Annotated in this window: 14 protein-coding genes; 6 read left to right on the top strand and 8 right to left on the bottom strand. The window is 35.0% G+C overall.

Translation table 11 applies throughout. From position 1 onward, the window contains the following. Nucleotides 1-31: 31 nt before the first annotated feature. Nucleotides 32-1,942 (bottom strand): ribosomal protection-like ABC-F family protein, encoded by a 1,911-nt coding sequence (abc-f, locus tag AP058_RS10755; RefSeq protein WP_066310370.1) that lies wholly within the window; start codon nucleotides 1,940-1,942, stop codon nucleotides 32-34. 65 nt (nucleotides 1,943-2,007) lie between these two features. On the opposite strand from abc-f, the gene AP058_RS10760 reads away from it, so the two are divergent. After that, nucleotides 2,008-2,391, top strand: coding sequence for a DUF983 domain-containing protein (locus AP058_RS10760; protein ID WP_066310371.1), 384 nt, complete (start codon nucleotides 2,008-2,010; stop codon nucleotides 2,389-2,391). Here the strand turns inward: AP058_RS10760 and AP058_RS10765 are convergent, their stop codons facing one another. The 7 genes from AP058_RS10765 to topA all read right to left on the bottom strand — a co-directional run bounded on the left by AP058_RS10765 (nucleotide 2,392) and on the right by topA (nucleotide 12,097). Then, nucleotides 2,392-3,441, bottom strand: a complete 1,050-nt coding sequence (locus AP058_RS10765; protein ID WP_066310374.1) for an FAD-binding oxidoreductase — start codon at nucleotides 3,439-3,441, stop codon at nucleotides 2,392-2,394. It lies immediately after the preceding gene. Nucleotides 3,442-3,522: 81 nt separating this feature from the next. Continuing rightward, complete coding sequence (gene gldN, locus AP058_RS10770) at nucleotides 3,523-4,413, bottom strand: gliding motility protein GldN (RefSeq protein ID WP_066310376.1); 891 nt, start codon at nucleotides 4,411-4,413, stop codon at nucleotides 3,523-3,525. Between the two features lie 44 nt (nucleotides 4,414-4,457). Then, nucleotides 4,458-5,999: a gliding motility protein GldM gene (gldM, locus tag AP058_RS10775; protein ID WP_066310380.1), complete on the bottom strand. Its 1,542-nt coding sequence runs from the start codon at nucleotides 5,997-5,999 to the stop codon at nucleotides 4,458-4,460. A 50-nt stretch (nucleotides 6,000-6,049) separates the two neighbouring features. Beyond that, complete coding sequence (gldL, locus tag AP058_RS10780) at nucleotides 6,050-6,697, bottom strand: gliding motility protein GldL (protein ID WP_066310382.1); 648 nt, start codon at nucleotides 6,695-6,697, stop codon at nucleotides 6,050-6,052. A 54-nt stretch (nucleotides 6,698-6,751) separates the two neighbouring features. After that, complete coding sequence (gldK, locus tag AP058_RS10785) at nucleotides 6,752-8,143, bottom strand: gliding motility lipoprotein GldK (RefSeq protein ID WP_066310386.1); 1,392 nt, start codon at nucleotides 8,141-8,143, stop codon at nucleotides 6,752-6,754. Between the two features lie 259 nt (nucleotides 8,144-8,402). Continuing rightward, nucleotides 8,403-9,551, bottom strand: a complete 1,149-nt coding sequence (locus AP058_RS10790) for a formimidoylglutamase (protein ID WP_066310389.1) — start codon at nucleotides 9,549-9,551, stop codon at nucleotides 8,403-8,405. An 8-nt stretch (nucleotides 9,552-9,559) separates the two neighbouring features. Beyond that, a complete protein-coding gene (gene topA, locus AP058_RS10795; protein WP_066310392.1) occupies nucleotides 9,560-12,097 on the bottom strand; it encodes a type I DNA topoisomerase in 2,538 nt (845 codons plus the stop codon). Between the two features lie 372 nt (nucleotides 12,098-12,469). Between topA and miaB the strand changes: the two genes are divergently transcribed. The 5 genes from miaB (at nucleotide 12,470) to secG (ending at nucleotide 17,170) form a co-directional block, all read left to right on the top strand. Then, nucleotides 12,470-13,915: a tRNA (N6-isopentenyl adenosine(37)-C2)-methylthiotransferase MiaB gene (gene miaB / locus AP058_RS10800; protein ID WP_066310397.1), complete on the top strand. Its 1,446-nt coding sequence runs from the start codon at nucleotides 12,470-12,472 to the stop codon at nucleotides 13,913-13,915. Between the two features lie 46 nt (nucleotides 13,916-13,961). After that, complete coding sequence (locus AP058_RS10805) at nucleotides 13,962-15,221, top strand: sigma-54-dependent Fis family transcriptional regulator (RefSeq protein ID WP_066310400.1); 1,260 nt, start codon at nucleotides 13,962-13,964, stop codon at nucleotides 15,219-15,221. 133 nt (nucleotides 15,222-15,354) lie between these two features. Next, nucleotides 15,355-15,858: an LptE family protein gene (locus AP058_RS10810; protein WP_066310403.1), complete on the top strand. Its 504-nt coding sequence runs from the start codon at nucleotides 15,355-15,357 to the stop codon at nucleotides 15,856-15,858. Nucleotides 15,859-15,904: 46 nt separating this feature from the next. Further along, nucleotides 15,905-16,828, top strand: a complete 924-nt coding sequence (locus tag AP058_RS10815) for a tetratricopeptide repeat protein (protein ID WP_066310405.1) — start codon at nucleotides 15,905-15,907, stop codon at nucleotides 16,826-16,828. A gap of 3 nt (nucleotides 16,829-16,831) precedes the next feature. After that, nucleotides 16,832-17,170, top strand: a complete 339-nt coding sequence (secG, locus tag AP058_RS10820; protein WP_066310407.1) for a preprotein translocase subunit SecG — start codon at nucleotides 16,832-16,834, stop codon at nucleotides 17,168-17,170. The last annotated feature ends 29 nt before the right edge of the window (nucleotides 17,171-17,199 follow it).

The following is a 17,199-nucleotide window of genomic DNA, read 5'->3' on the forward strand; positions in this document are numbered from 1 at the left end:
AACTCTTTTTATCATCTCTAAAAAACTGAACCTAACTCATAGTCTCAATTTCTTCTTGTACTACTTCCCAATCCAATAATAACTGATCCAAATCGGCTTTCTTTTTATTGTAAGCTGTGAAAAAAGAAGCATCTTCGATATGTTTGTCGTAATTAGACGCTAACATTTTATCATTTTGTTGAATGTCTTTTTCCAATTGTTTGATTTGACTTTCAATTTTACTTAAACGATTGTTCAACGACTTACTTTTCTTTTGATCTTCGTAAGAAACTTTATTACTTTCTTTGGGAGCAGCTGCTTTTATGATATCTTTTTTCTCCACTTCACGCATATTTTCTAAATTGCGTTGTTCTAAAAAGTAGTTAATATCACCTAAGTACTGCTTTATTTTCTGATCTTTAAATTCATAAACCAAATTAGACATTCCTTGTAAAAAATCTCTATCGTGGGAAACCAATAATAACGTTCCACCAAACTTTTGCAATGCCGCTTTTAATACATTTTTAGACTTAATGTCCAAGTGATTTGTCGGCTCATCCATCAACAACACGTTAATGGGTTGCAATAATAATTTGCAAAGTGCTAGACGGTTTCTTTCTCCTCCAGATAGTACTTTAACCTTCTTGTCCACATCATCACCGCGAAATAAAAACGACCCTAACATATCACGAACTTTAGCACGATTCGTGTCTGTAGCCGCATCTTCCATCGTTTGCAGCAAAGTAATTTCGCCATCTAAATATTCGGCTTGGTTTTGTGCAAAATAACCCAACTGTACATTGTGCCCTAATTTGATCGTTCCGTCGTATTCAAACTCATTCACAATCGCTTTTATGAAAGTTGATTTACCTTGACCATTTTGCCCCACAAAGGCAATTTTGCTTCCTCTTTCTACTAATAAATCTATATCTTTTAAAATAATTTTATCACCATACGCTTTGGTTACGTTCTCGGCTTCAACAACTACTTTACCGGGCTCTTTTGAAACAGGAAAAGAGATATTCATTACTGAATTGTCATCTTCGTCTACTTCGATACGTTCAACTTTATCTAGCTTCTTAATTAAAGATTGTGCCATCGACGCTTTTGAAGCCTTCGCTCTAAATTTTTCGATTAGCTTCTCTGTTTCTTCAATTTTTTTGGCCTGATTTTTTTGAGTTGCCAATTGCTTTTCGCGAATTTCATGACGCAACTCTAAATATTGCGAGTACGGCTTATTAAAATCGTATGCTTTTCCTAAAGAAATCTCAATCGTTCTGTTGGTTACATTATCCAAGAACATTTTATCGTGCGAAACAATAACTACCACACCAGGATAATTGCGCAAAAAACTCTCCAACCAAATGATACTTTCGATATCCAAGTGATTCGTTGGCTCATCCAGAAGCAAAACATCATTGTTTTGTAATAGTAATTTTGCCAACTCGATTCGCATTCTCCAACCTCCCGAAAAGGTTTCGGTTTGGTTGTTAAAAACATCACGTTTAAAACCCAATCCTAACAAAATTTTCTCAGTATCACCCACATAATTATAACCACCTAATAAGTCAAAACGATGCGTGTAATCAGATAAATCTTCGATTATTTTACTATACTCTTCACTTTCATAATCAGTACGCGTTACTAATAAGTGATTAATCTCTTCTAATTTTTTTTCTACAATTTTAATCTCAACAAAAGCTTCGTACGCTTCTTCCAAAACGGTTCTTCCGCGTTCGAAATCAATATCTTGACGTAAAAATCCCATTCGAATATCTTTCTCTTGCGAAATTACTCCAGAGTCTGGAGCAAAATCTCTGGCTAACATTTTCAACATTGTTGATTTTCCTGCACCATTTTTTCCGACAAGACCAACTCGGTCTCCAGCACCTAAACGAAAAGTTACTTCTTCAAATAAATAAGTCCCGCCGAACGAGACTGACAAATTGTGTATATTGAGCATAATTGTATTTAATGTTACATCGGCAAAACCTCAAAAAAGGTTACCTTTGCTAAAATTTTTTGCAAATGTTAAAAAAAGGATCCAAACTAAATAGCATTTTAACAGGAACTTGTCCAAAATGTCAAAATGAGAGCATGTATAAAGTCAAAAATCCATTAAACTTGAGTAAAGTTCTGGATATGAATGAAAAATGCAGCTATTGTAATTTAAAATACCAAATAGAACCGTCTTTCTTTTATGGAGCGATGTATGTTAGTTATGGCTTGAATGTCGCGATCGGAATTGCAACTTTTATTATTTCTGCAGTTTTCTTGAACGCTTCTTTGGGGCAATCTTTTACAGCAATTATCGTCACTTCGCTTGTATTGCAACCTTTTGTTTTGCGTTTGGCACGAAACATCTATATTAATATGTTTGTTTCTTACGATCCCAAAACGGCGACCGAGTAATTATTTTCTCTTTTTATAAAAGCGATAAATATCTATGACAGGATCTAGAGCTTCATTATTTTCAATAAAGTTAAATAAATCTTTTGCCATTGCTGGACCTAACATTACACCTCGCGTTCCTAATCCATTAAGAATGTGCAGCTGTTTATAGGTATGATGTGTCCCCAATAACGGTCTTCTATCTTTTACTGTAGGACGAACACCCGCAAAATGATCCATTATTTCGAAATCACAGTTTATAATTTCTTTGATCCTATCTACCAATTCTATTTTTCCTTCCGGAGTTGGCACATCGGTTTTATCACTCCAATTATAAGTAGCTCCCACTTTAAACAAATCATCTCCTAGCGGCAAGATAAACACGCTTGTATTGACGATAACATCAAGATTAAGATTGGGTGCCTTAATAATAAAAAGTTCTCCTTTTGTTCCATCTAAAGGCAAGTCGCTAAAAAAGGGATTTGATGCTAGACCAAAACCTTCCGCAAACAGTACGTGCTTGGCTTCGATATTTTTATACTGCACCGAATTTGAGTTTATCTCTAACACATCATATTCAAAACGATCTTCTAGAAAAGAATCGATAGATCTTAAATACGAATGATACGCTTCTAGTAATTTTGAAGTATCCACATAACCCGTATGCAGCACTTCCCCATAATCGTGAGGAGAATCTATTCCATCATACTTTGTAGTAATTAATTTCGTAGATAAAAAGGGTTCTAAAGAAATTTTATCAGAAGCAGCGAACCAATTGTTTTGTTCTTCTATCGAAAAAAATTTTCTTAAAATTGGCATCTTGCGATTAAAAACAATGTCGAGCTTCTTCTCGAGTTTGATGTAAAATTCCTCCATTACTTCCAATTGCCGTTTGGCTTGCCATACTTCGCTAAAGCGCTTTAAAATAACAGGGTTGTAAAATCCTCCAGCAATTTTTGAAGAATTTTGAGAACTATCATCAATAACAAGAATTGACTTTTGATGTGCCAATGCTTCTTCTGCGAATGAGATACCAGCTAAACCAGAACCAACAATTAAATAATCTATCATGCTGCAAAATTAAACAATATAGTAAAGCAAAAAACTCTTACCATTACAGTAAGAGTTTTTCGTTATAATTATAAAACTAAATTAATAGTTCCACATATCAGACTCAAAGTTTCTGATTTTTTCTTTGATACGTTCCGCTTCCAGTAATTGGTTTTGCGCATTGTCTTGCATGTATTCTTGAATTTCTCTATCACCATATACATTTTCCTCTTTGTAAATAACACTATTGAAACGTCTTGAATTCAAGATCTGATCGAATGAAATTGGTAATGCTGAGTTTTTATCATTAAAGGCTTTCGCTTTATGCAATACCTCTCTTGCGTCTGGAAAAAAGATCCAAAACATCTCTACATAATCTTTTTCATCACTATTGATTGTATACACGTCTGGTGCAACAGGACAAATTCCAAGTAAACGATACTTCAATTCACTTTGACGTTTATCAAAATACCAATATCCTTTTATTTTGTACTGTACCACATCTTGAGACGTGATATCTGTACGTAAAACATACTCGTCAGACAAACGTAGACCAGCATTAATTTGCTCTCTACCCGCATCTGTCGTATCAATACGAGACAATGAACCTTGGATGTCTTTTAAAGATCTTTTAGTATTAAAATAACTATCAGCATATACTTCAGTTATCTCGCCACCTTTGATCGCTTTTGCTAAAACATCATACAATGAACGTCTGTCTGAACCAATATTGGCCGTATCTACAGGAAAGTATAACGGAAAGTTGATTCTTTCATTCAAATCAATCACTTCCCAAACCGTTTTCCCCATTAGAACATCACGATCATGAACATAACCATAAACTAATGGTTTATCATTATCAGAGTCTAACTGAGCTGGTGTTTTTAAACCAATTTGGTCTGGTGTTTTTGCATTAAGCAAATTTGACTGTGCAAAAGAAGTGTAACTTCCAGCTACAGCAACAGCAGCAATTAAAAAATTTCTTATATTCATCATGGTATCATTATAAGGTATTGACGTAGTTTAAACTACTTGTATTATTGTATTTCGAAAATAACTGGAGCAGTTCTTGGCAATAAATAACTACCTGCACCAACTAATTTTGTTTTAATTTCAGAAATAGTAACTTGATCACCTCTACCTGCTCTAGAAAGAGCTGATTTACATTGTGCATTAATTTTATTACCTTGAACTACAACTGTAGGTTGCCCAGCAATTTTAAAATTAAATCCAATAACATCTAAACCAACTTCAAAATCAAAGTCAAGTAATTTAGCACCAATAGTTGCAACCTCTAAGTTTGACTTAGGTCCTGTTACAACACCCATTTCACCTCTAATAGTTCCAGTTGGACTAGGAATACCTTTAATTCTAAAAGTCTTTTTATCCGTAACTTTTTCACCATTAGGTAATGTTCCAGTAACTGAAATTGTAGTTTCTGTACCTGAACCTGGGCTCATGTTATATTTTCCTGCTGAACCTGCAGCAGATAATCCTGGAGCACTAGCAACAATTTTATTAGCATCAACACCTGCGAATGAAACAGAAATAGGGTTAACCACTCCTCTGTATACTACATTCATTTTATCAGCAGAGATTGTAGCCGAATTAGGTCTTGGCACAACTACATACTTTCCAGCAAACTTCAACGGTATGTTTTTACCATCTTCTAAGAAAGTAAATTGACCGTTAATATCTTGTTCTCCAACTCCACCTGCAGTTAAAGAGATCACAGCTTGTCCGTTTACAATTTGACCCGGTCCAGAGAAAGATGTTGGTTTAGTATTTTCGTCATAACGACCTAAAACAACTTTACCTGTAACTTTTTCACCTTGAAAATAAGCATTCTTGTCTAAAACAACAATTGCTTGATAATTGCTATATGAAGCTGCTGCTACTGCCGCTTTTCCTAAAGCACTATTGTAAACATCCGCTTCTGCTTTCTCTACGTCATTCTGCCAAGCAGATAATTTTGCAGCACTTGCAATCGCAGGAAAACCTTTAAAGTGATACGAAAGATATTTATCTTTTACACCATCTTTATTCTTCACATCTGAAACATCAAATTTCTTTTCAATTTCAGAAATGATCAAAGAATATTTTTTATCAGTTCCCAAAGCAGTTTTCATGTCTGCTTTATATTTTTGAATTCTAGCTTCAATTTCTTTACCTTTAGGCGTATATCCTTCTCCAGTAAACCAATCGTCGATATTATCACCTTTGTCCATCGATTCGTAAGGTAGTTTGCCCGTTTCTGGGTCAATTTCGAATCCTTTAATAGACTGAGTTTTTAAAGTAGCGATGTAGTCATAAAAATCTTTTGAAATTTTTTCTACTTTGTGAGCAGTAACTGCTGCCATTTCAAATTCTCCTTTTGCTTCCGCTGCTTTTAAATCTAAAGACGATAATAAAGATGCATTATTTGCTTTTGATGTAGAATTTGAAGATTCAAATTTCTCATTAAACAAACCAAACCCCGATATAACTTCCTTTGAAACATTCATTGCCAACATTGCGATGAAAACCAAATACATTAGGTTAATCATCTTCTGTCTAGGGGTTAATTTTCCTCCTGCCATATTTTCTAATACTTAGTTATTTGTTAAAATTTAATAGTTTAAATAACTAATTATCCTTTGTTGCTCATAGCTGATAACATACCACCGTAAACATTGTTTAAAGATGCTATATTAGCTGTCATAGATTGCATTTGCTCTTTTAATTTACCTGCATTTTCAGCAATTTCTTTATTAGCTTCTGCATTTCTACCAGCACTTTCTAATTGTACTTTGTATAAACTGTTTAATGACTCCATTTGCGCAGCAGCCATAGACAATTCTTCACTGTATTTTTTTGTAGCAGCGATTCCGTCAGCAGCTGGCGCAATATTTTTTGCAGCTGATTCGAAATTTTTGATACTGTTTCCTAAACTTGCCATCAATTCACCATCAATTTTAGCATCTTTAAGCATTGCATCTAATTTTTGAGACAACATCCCTTGCACTTCAGCAGGTGCTTCTACTTTAGCAACTCTTTGTATTTTAGTACCGTTTGCTAATTCTGGGTATACTAATGTCCAGTCTAATTCATCATCAACTGGTTCAAAAGCTGAAAGAGCAAAAATTAAAGCCTCAGTTACCAATCCGATAGAAAGCATCAAAGTTCCTGTTAATGGTCCAATTTCAAAGTGAGTAATTTTGAATAAAGCTCCAATGATTACTACTGCCGCTCCCATACCATAAGCGAAATTCATTACTTTTTTACTTAACAATGCCATAATTTTAAATTTTTAATAGATTAATTAGATTTGGGTGTATTTATGTTTATTCAATTACTTTTTAGTACCGGTAGTTTGAGTTCCCATGTAATCCTGAACTGTTCTAAAACCAATAAAACTTCTTGCAGAATCTGCATATTCAAAATCTCTTGTACTTACTTGAAGAAAGTAAGCAACATCTTTCCAAGAACCCCCACGAACTACTTTACGTTTGTTTGAAGCATCCAATACGTTTGGATTCATTGTTGAAACATATTCGTAAGCATTTGGATTATATGAGGAGTCAGTCCATTCTGCAACGTTACCAGCCATATTATATAAATTGTATCCATTTGGATCAAATGATTTTGCTTCTACCGTATATAATGCATCATCAGCAGCATAATCTCCTCTATTAGGTTTGAAGTTTGCTAAAAAACACCCTCTATCACTTTTTACATAAGGACCTCCCCATGGATACGTAGCAGATTCTAAACCACCTCGTGCAGCATACTCCCATTCTGCCTCTGTTGGCAAACGGAATGCATTGACTAAGTCGCGGCCTTTCTTTTTAGATTTGATGTAATTGTTTTTGTTTAATGTTCTCCACGCGCAAAATGCTTTAGCTTGTGTCCATTTAACACCAACAACAGGATATTCTCCATACGCTTTATGCCAGAAGTAATCATTGTGCATTGGTTCATTATAAGAGTAAGAGAAATCTTTAATCCAAACTGTAGTATCAGGATACACAGCAATTTCTTCTGTTTTAACGAAATCTTTACGTTTACCCACCTTAGCTTTTGCTGCAGCTTGAATATCCATCCAAGAATATCTGAACTTCAATTTATTAACATCAATAGTTCTTAATCCATTGTAAGATTCTTCTATTGGTAAGTACATTGAATCCATCACTTCACTATAATATTCGTCAGGATATTGTTGCGTATCTTTGATTAATTTTACTTTGCGATTTAATTTTCTACCTGCATACTGATCGTCTGCTGTTCCAACACTATAATAGTTGTCGTACATGTATTTATCATAAGCTGACATTTTCTCTGGCTCAGAGTCATTAAAAGCAAAGTCTCCAATACTACCTGCATTTTTACCTTTACCTCCACCTGGCTTTTGACCTGTTTCATCTGCCAAAATAGCCAAACGAACGCGCATTACTGAATCTTTTACCCATTCAACAAACTGACGATACTCACTATTAGTGATTTCCGTCTCGTCCATATAGAAAGCACGAACAGTAACTGTTTTTGTAGGCGCATCTTCTACTTCTGCCAAATCATCATCAGGTTTTCCCATAATGTAAGATCCACCTGGAACAAGTGCCATTCCGTACGGCTTTTCGGGATACCATTTCCCTCCCTTAACACCAACTAACTCACCTTTGTCACTTGATCTACCACAGCTAATTAATAGTGTTAAAATTGCCGCAAATGCAATAAACTTCTTCATATAAATTTGGATTATCTATTCATTATTTAAGTTCGCAAACGTATTTATAATTTTTATTAAAAACAATAAGTTTTCTTAAATTTTATTTGAGAGTCCAAAAATAAAGTTAAAAAAAATAAAAAAAAAATATTTATTCGACAAACTGTTTAAAAAAAACGTTATAAGACATTGAAATTAATTAAGATACATCTAATTCTTACTAAATTAACAATAATTTAGTTACGAAAATGTAGTCTTATTAAAAGCTATAAAACCGATATTAAACGATATTCTTTCGCTGTGCTTTCCACCACCTCTCGGGGATTTCTTGATTGCAAGCACTCAAATACTCGTCGTAAGAACACGGTAATAACGTATTTCGCTTGAGTTTATTATGGTCAGACGATATAAACGGAATTTCTATCCACCAACGATCTGTTTTATCACTCTTATAAAACACGAGTTCTTCTCCTTCAAGAGGAACAATATATTTAATATAATTTGTACGAGTACCGAAAGGATACTCTTTTGATCGGTAATGATAGCCTTCAATAAAGTACCAGATCATTTGTGCTATTATTACAGATTCTGGCGTAGAACTATTCTGATTAAAAATTCCTAGAGACGAAACTTTATCACTAATACCAGCATAACGAGCCAAAGCGCATATCTCTTTTCCGTCAAAACCGTTCGGTTCGAAGGCAACCATATTAGCAGAAAAAGAAGATTGAACTGAATTCATATCAATACTAACTAAGTCAGCATCGCGAAAAACAGGTTCTGCTAAAGCGATATTATTTGAAATTTCTCCCAGACGATACGCATCAAAAAATAATTTCTGAATGAGGTCAATTTCTTCCTGAGAATTGTAATAGGTCTGATACCCTATATTAGAATAATTGAATAAATTATTAGGTTGATCAATTATTATTTTGGATAAATAAGAGTTTGCGGTTATAGTCTCGTTTTCTTTTCCAAAATCAAATTTATTATCTACAGCAACTACATTCACCATTTGCTCTAAGTCATCGTACGCACGATATAAAGCATAAGTTAAATCTTGTGAGCCGCCAATAACTATAGGAATAATTTTATTTTTTATTAAATTACTCGTCACTTTCTTAAGTGCAAAGTAGGTGTCTTCTACGGCTTCACCTGGCAAAATATCACCTAAATCTGCAATTGACGCATCCCAATTTCCTGGAAACATTGCATACAGTTTTTTACGGATAGCGGTTAAATTTACAAGGTTTGCATTAGCATTTCCACGATTATCTAATACTCCTACAATAGCAAGATCAATTTTGCTTAGTTCCGGCACTTGATCATTCGTATGAAAAACAATTTTACTTCCTAGTTCTTGAGAAGACAACGAGCTAACGTAGCTCATAAGAGCGACATCAACGGGTTTTAGAAAATCAAATTCCATTGGCTACTTTATTTCTTTTTAACAGTTGGTTTTTTTACAGTCGCTTTTTTTGCCGCAGGAGCTTTCTTCGCTGCCGGTGCTTTTTTGGTTGCTGTTTTCTTCGCCGGTGTTTTTTTGGCAATCATTTCTTGAACTTCTTCCAATGTTAATTTTGTAGCATCAACATCTTTACTTAATTCAATTTTAATTTTGCCTTTGGTAATCACAGAGCGTCCCCAACGTGCTTTCTCGACCAAAATGCCTTCGTCTTCCCAATTGTGAAGAACCTTGTCAATATTTTTTTGTAATTTATCTTCTATCAAGAATTCAATATCTGATTGGGATAAATTATCGAAGTCAAATTTCTTAGATACATTAATAAATATCCCGTTCCATTTAATAAAGGGTCCGAAACGTCCCGTTCCTTTTTGAACAGGTTCTGCTTTATAAACCGCAATTGGCGCATCTGCTAATGCTTTTTCATCTATTAATTCTTCTGCTCTTTCTTGAGAAACATCTAACGGATTTTCTCCTCTCGGTAGAGAGATAAAAACACTTCCATGACGCACATAAGGACCATAACGACCATTACTAACTTCCACTTCTTCTCCTTTGTATTCTCCTAAAGATTTAGGCAGTAAAAATAAATTTAAAGCTTCCTCAAGCGTAATGTTTCCAATGTTTTGATCGCTCATTAAACTAGCAAACTTCTTCTCTTCATCGTCTGCTTCCCCAATTTGAGCCATCGGTCCGAATTTACCCAAACGAACAGAAACTTGCTTACCGCTTTCAGGATGTACTCCTAAAATACGCTCTCCACTTTCACGCTCGGCATTTTCTTCAACATCTTTAACATTTGGATGAAATTTATCGTAGAACTCTTTCATCATAAAAGCCCAGTCGATATTTCCTTCGGCAATCTCATCAAAATCTTGCTCTACCTTTGCAGTAAAATTATAATCTAAAATAGTTCCGAAATTTTTAACCAAAAAATCGGTTACAATTGTACCAATATCGGTTGGAACTAATTTTCCTTTATCAGATCCTGTATTTTCTTTTAATAGCTTTTCCTCCACTTTGCTTGCTTGCAAGATCAGTTGCGTATAGGCACGCTCTTGACCTTCTAAAGTTCCTTTTTCAACATAATTTCTATTAATAATAGTAGAAATAGTTGGTGCGTAAGTTGATGGACGTCCAATTCCTAACTCTTCTAATTTCTTAACCAAAGAAGCCTCAGTATAACGGGCTGGCGGTCTAGAATATCTCTCGGTTGCTGTAATAAACGTATTCGCTAATTTTTCGTTCACTTTCATCGCAGGCAACATTCCTTCTTGCTCTTCTTCATCGTCATCATGACCTTCCAAATATACTTTTAGAAAACCTTCAAATAGTAATACTTCACCAGAGGCAGCAAAAATTTCGTTGTGTTTGTCTGCTTCAATTTTAACATTGGTGCGCTCTAATTGGGCATCACTCATTTGAGAAGCCAATGTACGTTTCCAAATTAAATCGTACAAACGTGCTTGATCGCGGTCAATATTTACGGTGTGGCGCGACATATCAGTCGGTCGAATGGCTTCGTGCGCTTCTTGTGCTCCTTTACTTTTATTCGTAAACGTTCTCGGTTTTGAAAATTCTTTACCGTATGATTTTATAATTTCAGCTTCGGCAGCGGCCATCGCGTCTTTAGAAAGATTAACACTATCGGTTCTCATGTACGTAATCAATCCTGCTTCGTACAAACGTTGCGCTAACTGCATGGTGATTCCCACTGGCAAATACAATTTTCGCGCTGCTTCTTGTTGTAAAGTTGACGTTGTAAACGGTCCTGTTGGAGATTTTTTGGTTGGTTTGGTTTCTAAATCTGATACTTTAAACGAAGCTCCAATATTTTGATTTAAAAAAGCATCTGCTTCTTTCTTTGTACTGAAGTTTTTAGGCAATTTTGCTTTAAATGATTTTCCATCTTCATTTTTAAATTCAGCTACAACAGAATAACTAGCAATTGCATTAAAGTTTTGAATTTCACGTTCTCTTTCTACAATTAAACGAACCGAAACCGATTGTACACGACCGGCAGACAAACCACCTTTTATTTTACGCCATAAAACAGGCGAAAGTTCGTAACCTACCAAACGGTCTAATACACGGCGAGCTTGCTGCGCATTTACCAAATTATAGTCTATTTCTCTTGGATTATCAATGGCTTTTAAAATAGCCGTTTTGGTAATTTCATGAAAAACAATTCGTTTTGTTTTTTTGATATCTAGTTTCAGTTCTTCCGCAAGATGCCATGAAATAGCTTCTCCTTCGCGGTCCTCATCACTCGCTAGCCAAACCATATCGGCTTTTTTAGCTAAGGCTTTTAACTTACTTACTAATGCTTTTTTATCTGGAGATACTTCATATTTGGGTTTGAAGTTGTTCGCTACATCTACACCAATTTCTTTGGAAGGCAAGTCGGCAATATGCCCGTAACTTGACTCCACTTGAAAATCACTTCCTAAAAATTTCTCTATTGTTTTCGCCTTTGCAGGGGACTCCACTATCACTAAATTCTTTGCCATTGCTCTATTTTTCTGCGACAAAAGTAGAAGTTTTTTTTAAATATAAGGTGCTAGTTTATTTATTTGAAAAAAATAGCCATTTGTTTGCTACTATATATAGGTAGAAATACAACTAAAAAAGAGCTGATTATCAGCAGTTGTATTTCCAATTATTACATTAAATATTATTTTGAAAACGATTTTTAGCCCTGGTAGCAGCGACATCCTTTTGTTCTGTGCCACTGCACACAACACAAGATACAGCGGATAACAGGAAATAGCTAATAAATAAAAAATCTAAAACATTGTTAATTCTTGCACTGACATCTTGTCACAATCATTCAAATAATTGTACATTTGCACTCGTATTAAAATACACTTTTGAAAGTGCTTATGGAAAAGATTATTGAAGAAGGCAAACAAGGTGACAATCTTGTTTTAGAACATAAAATTGAGAATAGCAAGAAGCTTTTTATAGAGAGTTACGGCTGTGCGATGAATTTTTCGGACAGTGAAATTGTAGCTTCGATTCTATCAGATAGCGGTTATAACACGACTTCTGTCCTAGAAGAAGCAGATTTGGTTTTAATAAATACTTGTTCGATTCGAGACAAAGCCGAACAGACTATTCGCAAGCGTTTAGAAAAATATAACGCCGTCAAACGCATTAATCCAAAAATGAAGGTTGGCGTTTTGGGCTGTATGGCGGAGCGTTTGAAAAGTCAGTTTTTGGAAGAAGAAAAAATAGTTGATTTGGTTGTTGGACCTGATGCATACAAAGACCTACCTAATTTATTGTCGGAAGTTGAAGAAGGTCGTGATGCCATTAATGTGATTTTATCAAAAGATGAAACGTATGGTGATATTTCGCCTGTTCGTTTAATGAGCAATGGCATTACCGCTTTTGTTTCGATAACACGAGGTTGCGACAACATGTGCACGTTTTGCGTAGTTCCTTTTACGAGAGGCCGCGAACGCAGTCGTGAACCGCAAAGTATTTTAAAAGAAATTCAGGATTTGTGGGATAGAGGATTTAAAGAAATTACGTTATTGGGACAAAATGTTGATAGCTATTTATGGTATGGTGGCGGCTTGAAAAAAGATTTCAGCACGGCCACCGAAATGCAACAAGCAACTGCAGTTAATTTTGACCAACTATTAGAGAATGTTGCAGTAACTTTTCCTAAAATGCGCATTCGTTTTTCGACTTCAAATCCGCAGGATATGCACGAAAGTGTATTGCATATTATTGCAAAATATCCAAATATTTGCAAACACATTCACTTGCCGGTTCAATCCGGTAGCAATAGAATTTTGAAAGAAATGAATCGTTTGCATACCCGCGAAGAATACATGTCGTTAATAGATAGTATTCGCAAAATTATACCAGAAGCAGCGATTACGCAAGATATGATTTCTGGTTTTCCAACGGAAACGGAGGATGACCATAAAGATACATTGGAATTAATGGAGTACGTAAAATACAATTACGGTTATATGTATTCGTATTCTGAGCGACCTGGAACTATGGCGGGTAGAAAAATGGATGATGATGTTCCTGAAGCTACTAAAGCAAGACGTTTGCAAGAAATTGTAGACCAGCAACAAGTGCACGCATTGCAGCGTTCACAAGAATTTATAGGTCAAACAGTGGAAGTTTTAGTAGAGAAAATTTCAAAAAAATCGACTGAAGAGTTTTCTGGAAGAAATTCTCAAAGTATTACGGTTGTTTTCCCTAAAGAGCAGTATAAGATTGGTGATTTTGTAAATGTGAAAATTACCAATTGCACCAGCGCTACTTTAAGAGGTGAAGCGATTGGCTACTCAGAAATGAACTAAAATTTATTTGAGCGAAAATTAAAATAAGTTACCACAGATCAAAAATATGGAAACAGTTCAAGCTATAAAACAACGATTTGAGATTATTGGGAATGACCCGAAGCTCAATCGCGCGATAGAAAAAGCCATTCAGGTTGCTCCTACCGACATATCGGTTATGGTTACTGGAGAAAGTGGTGTCGGAAAAGAAAGTCTTCCAAAAATAATTCATTCGCTTTCACACCGCAAACATGGTAAGTACATTGCCGTAAACTGTGGTGCCATTCCTGAAGGAACAATTGACAGTGAATTATTCGGTCACGAAAAAGGTGCTTTTACAGGTGCAACGGGCACGCGTGAAGGTTATTTTGAAGTTGCCGATGGTGGAACTATTTTTTTAGATGAAGTTGGGGAACTGCCACTAACTACACAAGTACGTTTATTGCGGGTTTTAGAAAATGGTGAATTTATAAAAGTAGGTTCTTCGCAAGTACAAAAAACCAATGTCCGCATTGTAGCTGCAACGAACGTTAATTTATTCAATGCTATTGAAAAAGGTAAATTCCGCGAGGATTTGTATTATCGCTTGAGCACCGTTGAAATTATGTTACCTCCTTTGCGCGAACGAAAAGAAGATATTCACTTGTTGTTTCGCAAATTTGTATCTGATTTTGCACATAAATATAAAATGCCACCTCTAAGGCTGGATGACAATGCTGTAGCCATTTTGCAAAAATTTAGATGGAACGGAAATATCCGTCAGTTGAGAAACGTAGCCGAACAAATTTCGGTCTTAGAAACCAATCGCGACATCAACTCACAAACCTTACTATCGTACTTACCGTCCGAAGCTAGCACGTTACCTTCGGTTGTAAAAGACTCTAAAAAAGACAGTGATTTTAGCACCGAACGGGAAATCCTATACAAAGTTTTATTTGACATGAAAAATGATTTGCATGATCTTAAAAAGCTAACGCTTGAGCTGATGCAAAACGGAAGTGCAACGGTCAAAGAAAACAGTAAAAATTTGATTCAGAAAATATACGGCAGTACTGAAAAAGAAAGTGAAATAGATTTTGAAGAACAACCTGGAACTGCGATGATGCCAATTCCACAGCATCAGGAAGAATTTGAAAACAACGACGAAGACAATTATTTGTTTGCCGAAACAGTTGAAGAAGAAGAAATTTTGAAACTAGAACAAAAAGAAATCGAAATGATTAAAAAATCATTAGAAAAAAACAAAGGAAAACGTAAGGCCGCTGCAGACGAGTTAGGAATTTCTGAACGAACTTTATATCGCAAAATCAAACAATTCGATTTGTAAATTAAATTACACATTGACTAAATCATAAATTAATAAAATAATTTAAAGCAGTATATTTGGAAAAAAAGTGGAAATAAAAATTAGATAAAATCTTTATTTGCACTTTCAAAAATTAGAATTCTCATTATTTAATATGAAAAAAATATACACATTACTAGCAGCATTTTCATTACTTACTTTAAGTGGCTGCTCGGTTTACAATTTTACAGGAACAGGAAAGATTGATGCGAAAACGTTTCAAGTCGGCTTTTTTCAAAATCAGGCAGACTTGATCGAACCCGGAATTGACCGAACATTTACGCTTGCTTTGCAAGATTTAATTCAAAATCAAACCAATTTAAGTTTGGTAAGCAATGGTGGCGATTTAAAATATGAAGGGGAGATAACGAGTTACCGCATTACGCCGATGACTGCAACTGCCGATCAACGCGCTGCGCAAAACCGGTTGACCATTCGTGTGAATGTACGTTTTACCAACAAAAATAAAGAGGCAGATGATTTTGAAAGAAACTTTGAGTTTTATTATGATTATTCTGCAACTACTCAATTGGTTGGTTCGGCTTTAAATACTGCGATAGACGAAATATTTGAACGCATAACGCAAGACATATTTAATGAGTCTTTGGCAAAATGGTAATTTAAAAATAGAGTAGTAATTTCTCAATTAAATAAAACAACAAGGAATGAATGTTACCGATTATACGTTTTTATTAAACAAGCCTGAAAAAATAACCGAAAAACACACGGACGATTTAGGTACTGTTTTAAACGAATTTCCGTATTTTCAAAGTGCGAGAGCCTTGCGTTTGAAGGGGCTTTATACTGCCAATAGCTTTAAATACAATTTTGCATTAAAAGTAACTGCAGCGCACACCACAGATCGAACTGTTTTATTTGAATTTATTACTTCAGATACTTTTACGTCCATTCAAAAAGCGTATTTCGAAAGAAAAGCACTAGATCTTTTAGACATTAGTGTGGTTGACAGCGAACATATTGTCGGGGAAGTAGCAATTGAGGAAGAGGCAATTGCAATCAATACAAAAGAAGAACAAGAAAGAGAATCTGTTGTTGTAGATCCAATCGAAAAGTCGATTTTGACTTCTATTAAAGAAGCCGATTCTCGAATTATTTTGGACACGCCAAAAACAACAGAAGAAAAATTAGAACTTGGAAAACCTTTAGATTTCTCTGAAAATGAAAAACACTCGTTCGAAGAATGGTTGCAATTAGCAAGAGTAACACCGATTGAAAGACAAGAAGTAATTGCTACGCCTGACGAAATTGAACCAGAGCCCACAATTGATCTTTTAGAAGAAGAAAAGAAAAAGAAAGCCGAGATCATCAATAAGTTTATAAAGACGAATCCTAAAATAAGTCCGGTAAAATCGGCGCCAGTCTCAAGCGTTCAAATAGACACTAACAAAGAGGATCATTCTTACCTAATGACAGAGACTTTGGCTCGTGTTTATTTGGAACAAAAAAAATACACCAAAGCGATTCAAGCATATGAAATATTAATTTTGAAATATCCAGAAAAAATTAGTTTCTTTGCAGACCGAATTTCTGATATTAAGATATTACAACAAAATAACAATAACAATTAAGCAATGAGTACATTTTCAATTTTTTTAGTTTTAATCACAATAGTTTGTTTTCTATTGATCGTAGTAATTATGGTTCAAAACCCTAAAGGTGGTGGTCTAGATTCAAACCTTGGCGGTTCTAAAATGATGGGTGGTGTTCAAAAAACGACCGACTTTTTAGATAAAAGTACTTGGACATTAGCTACTATTTTAATTGCTTTAATTTTACTTTCTAGCTTAGCATTTACAGGGAATTTAAGTGATGTTGAATCAAAAATTATCCAGTCATCTAGCACAACTGCTCCTGTTTCGGCACCAGTTGCTCGAGCTAGTGAAGCTCCAGCTACTGCACCAGCACAGTAATTTTTTTTAAACAAAATATCTAAATGCCA

Source organism: Flavobacterium sp. TAB 87 (assembly GCF_001529295.1).
Classification (GTDB): Bacteria; Bacteroidota; Bacteroidia; order Flavobacteriales; family Flavobacteriaceae; genus Flavobacterium.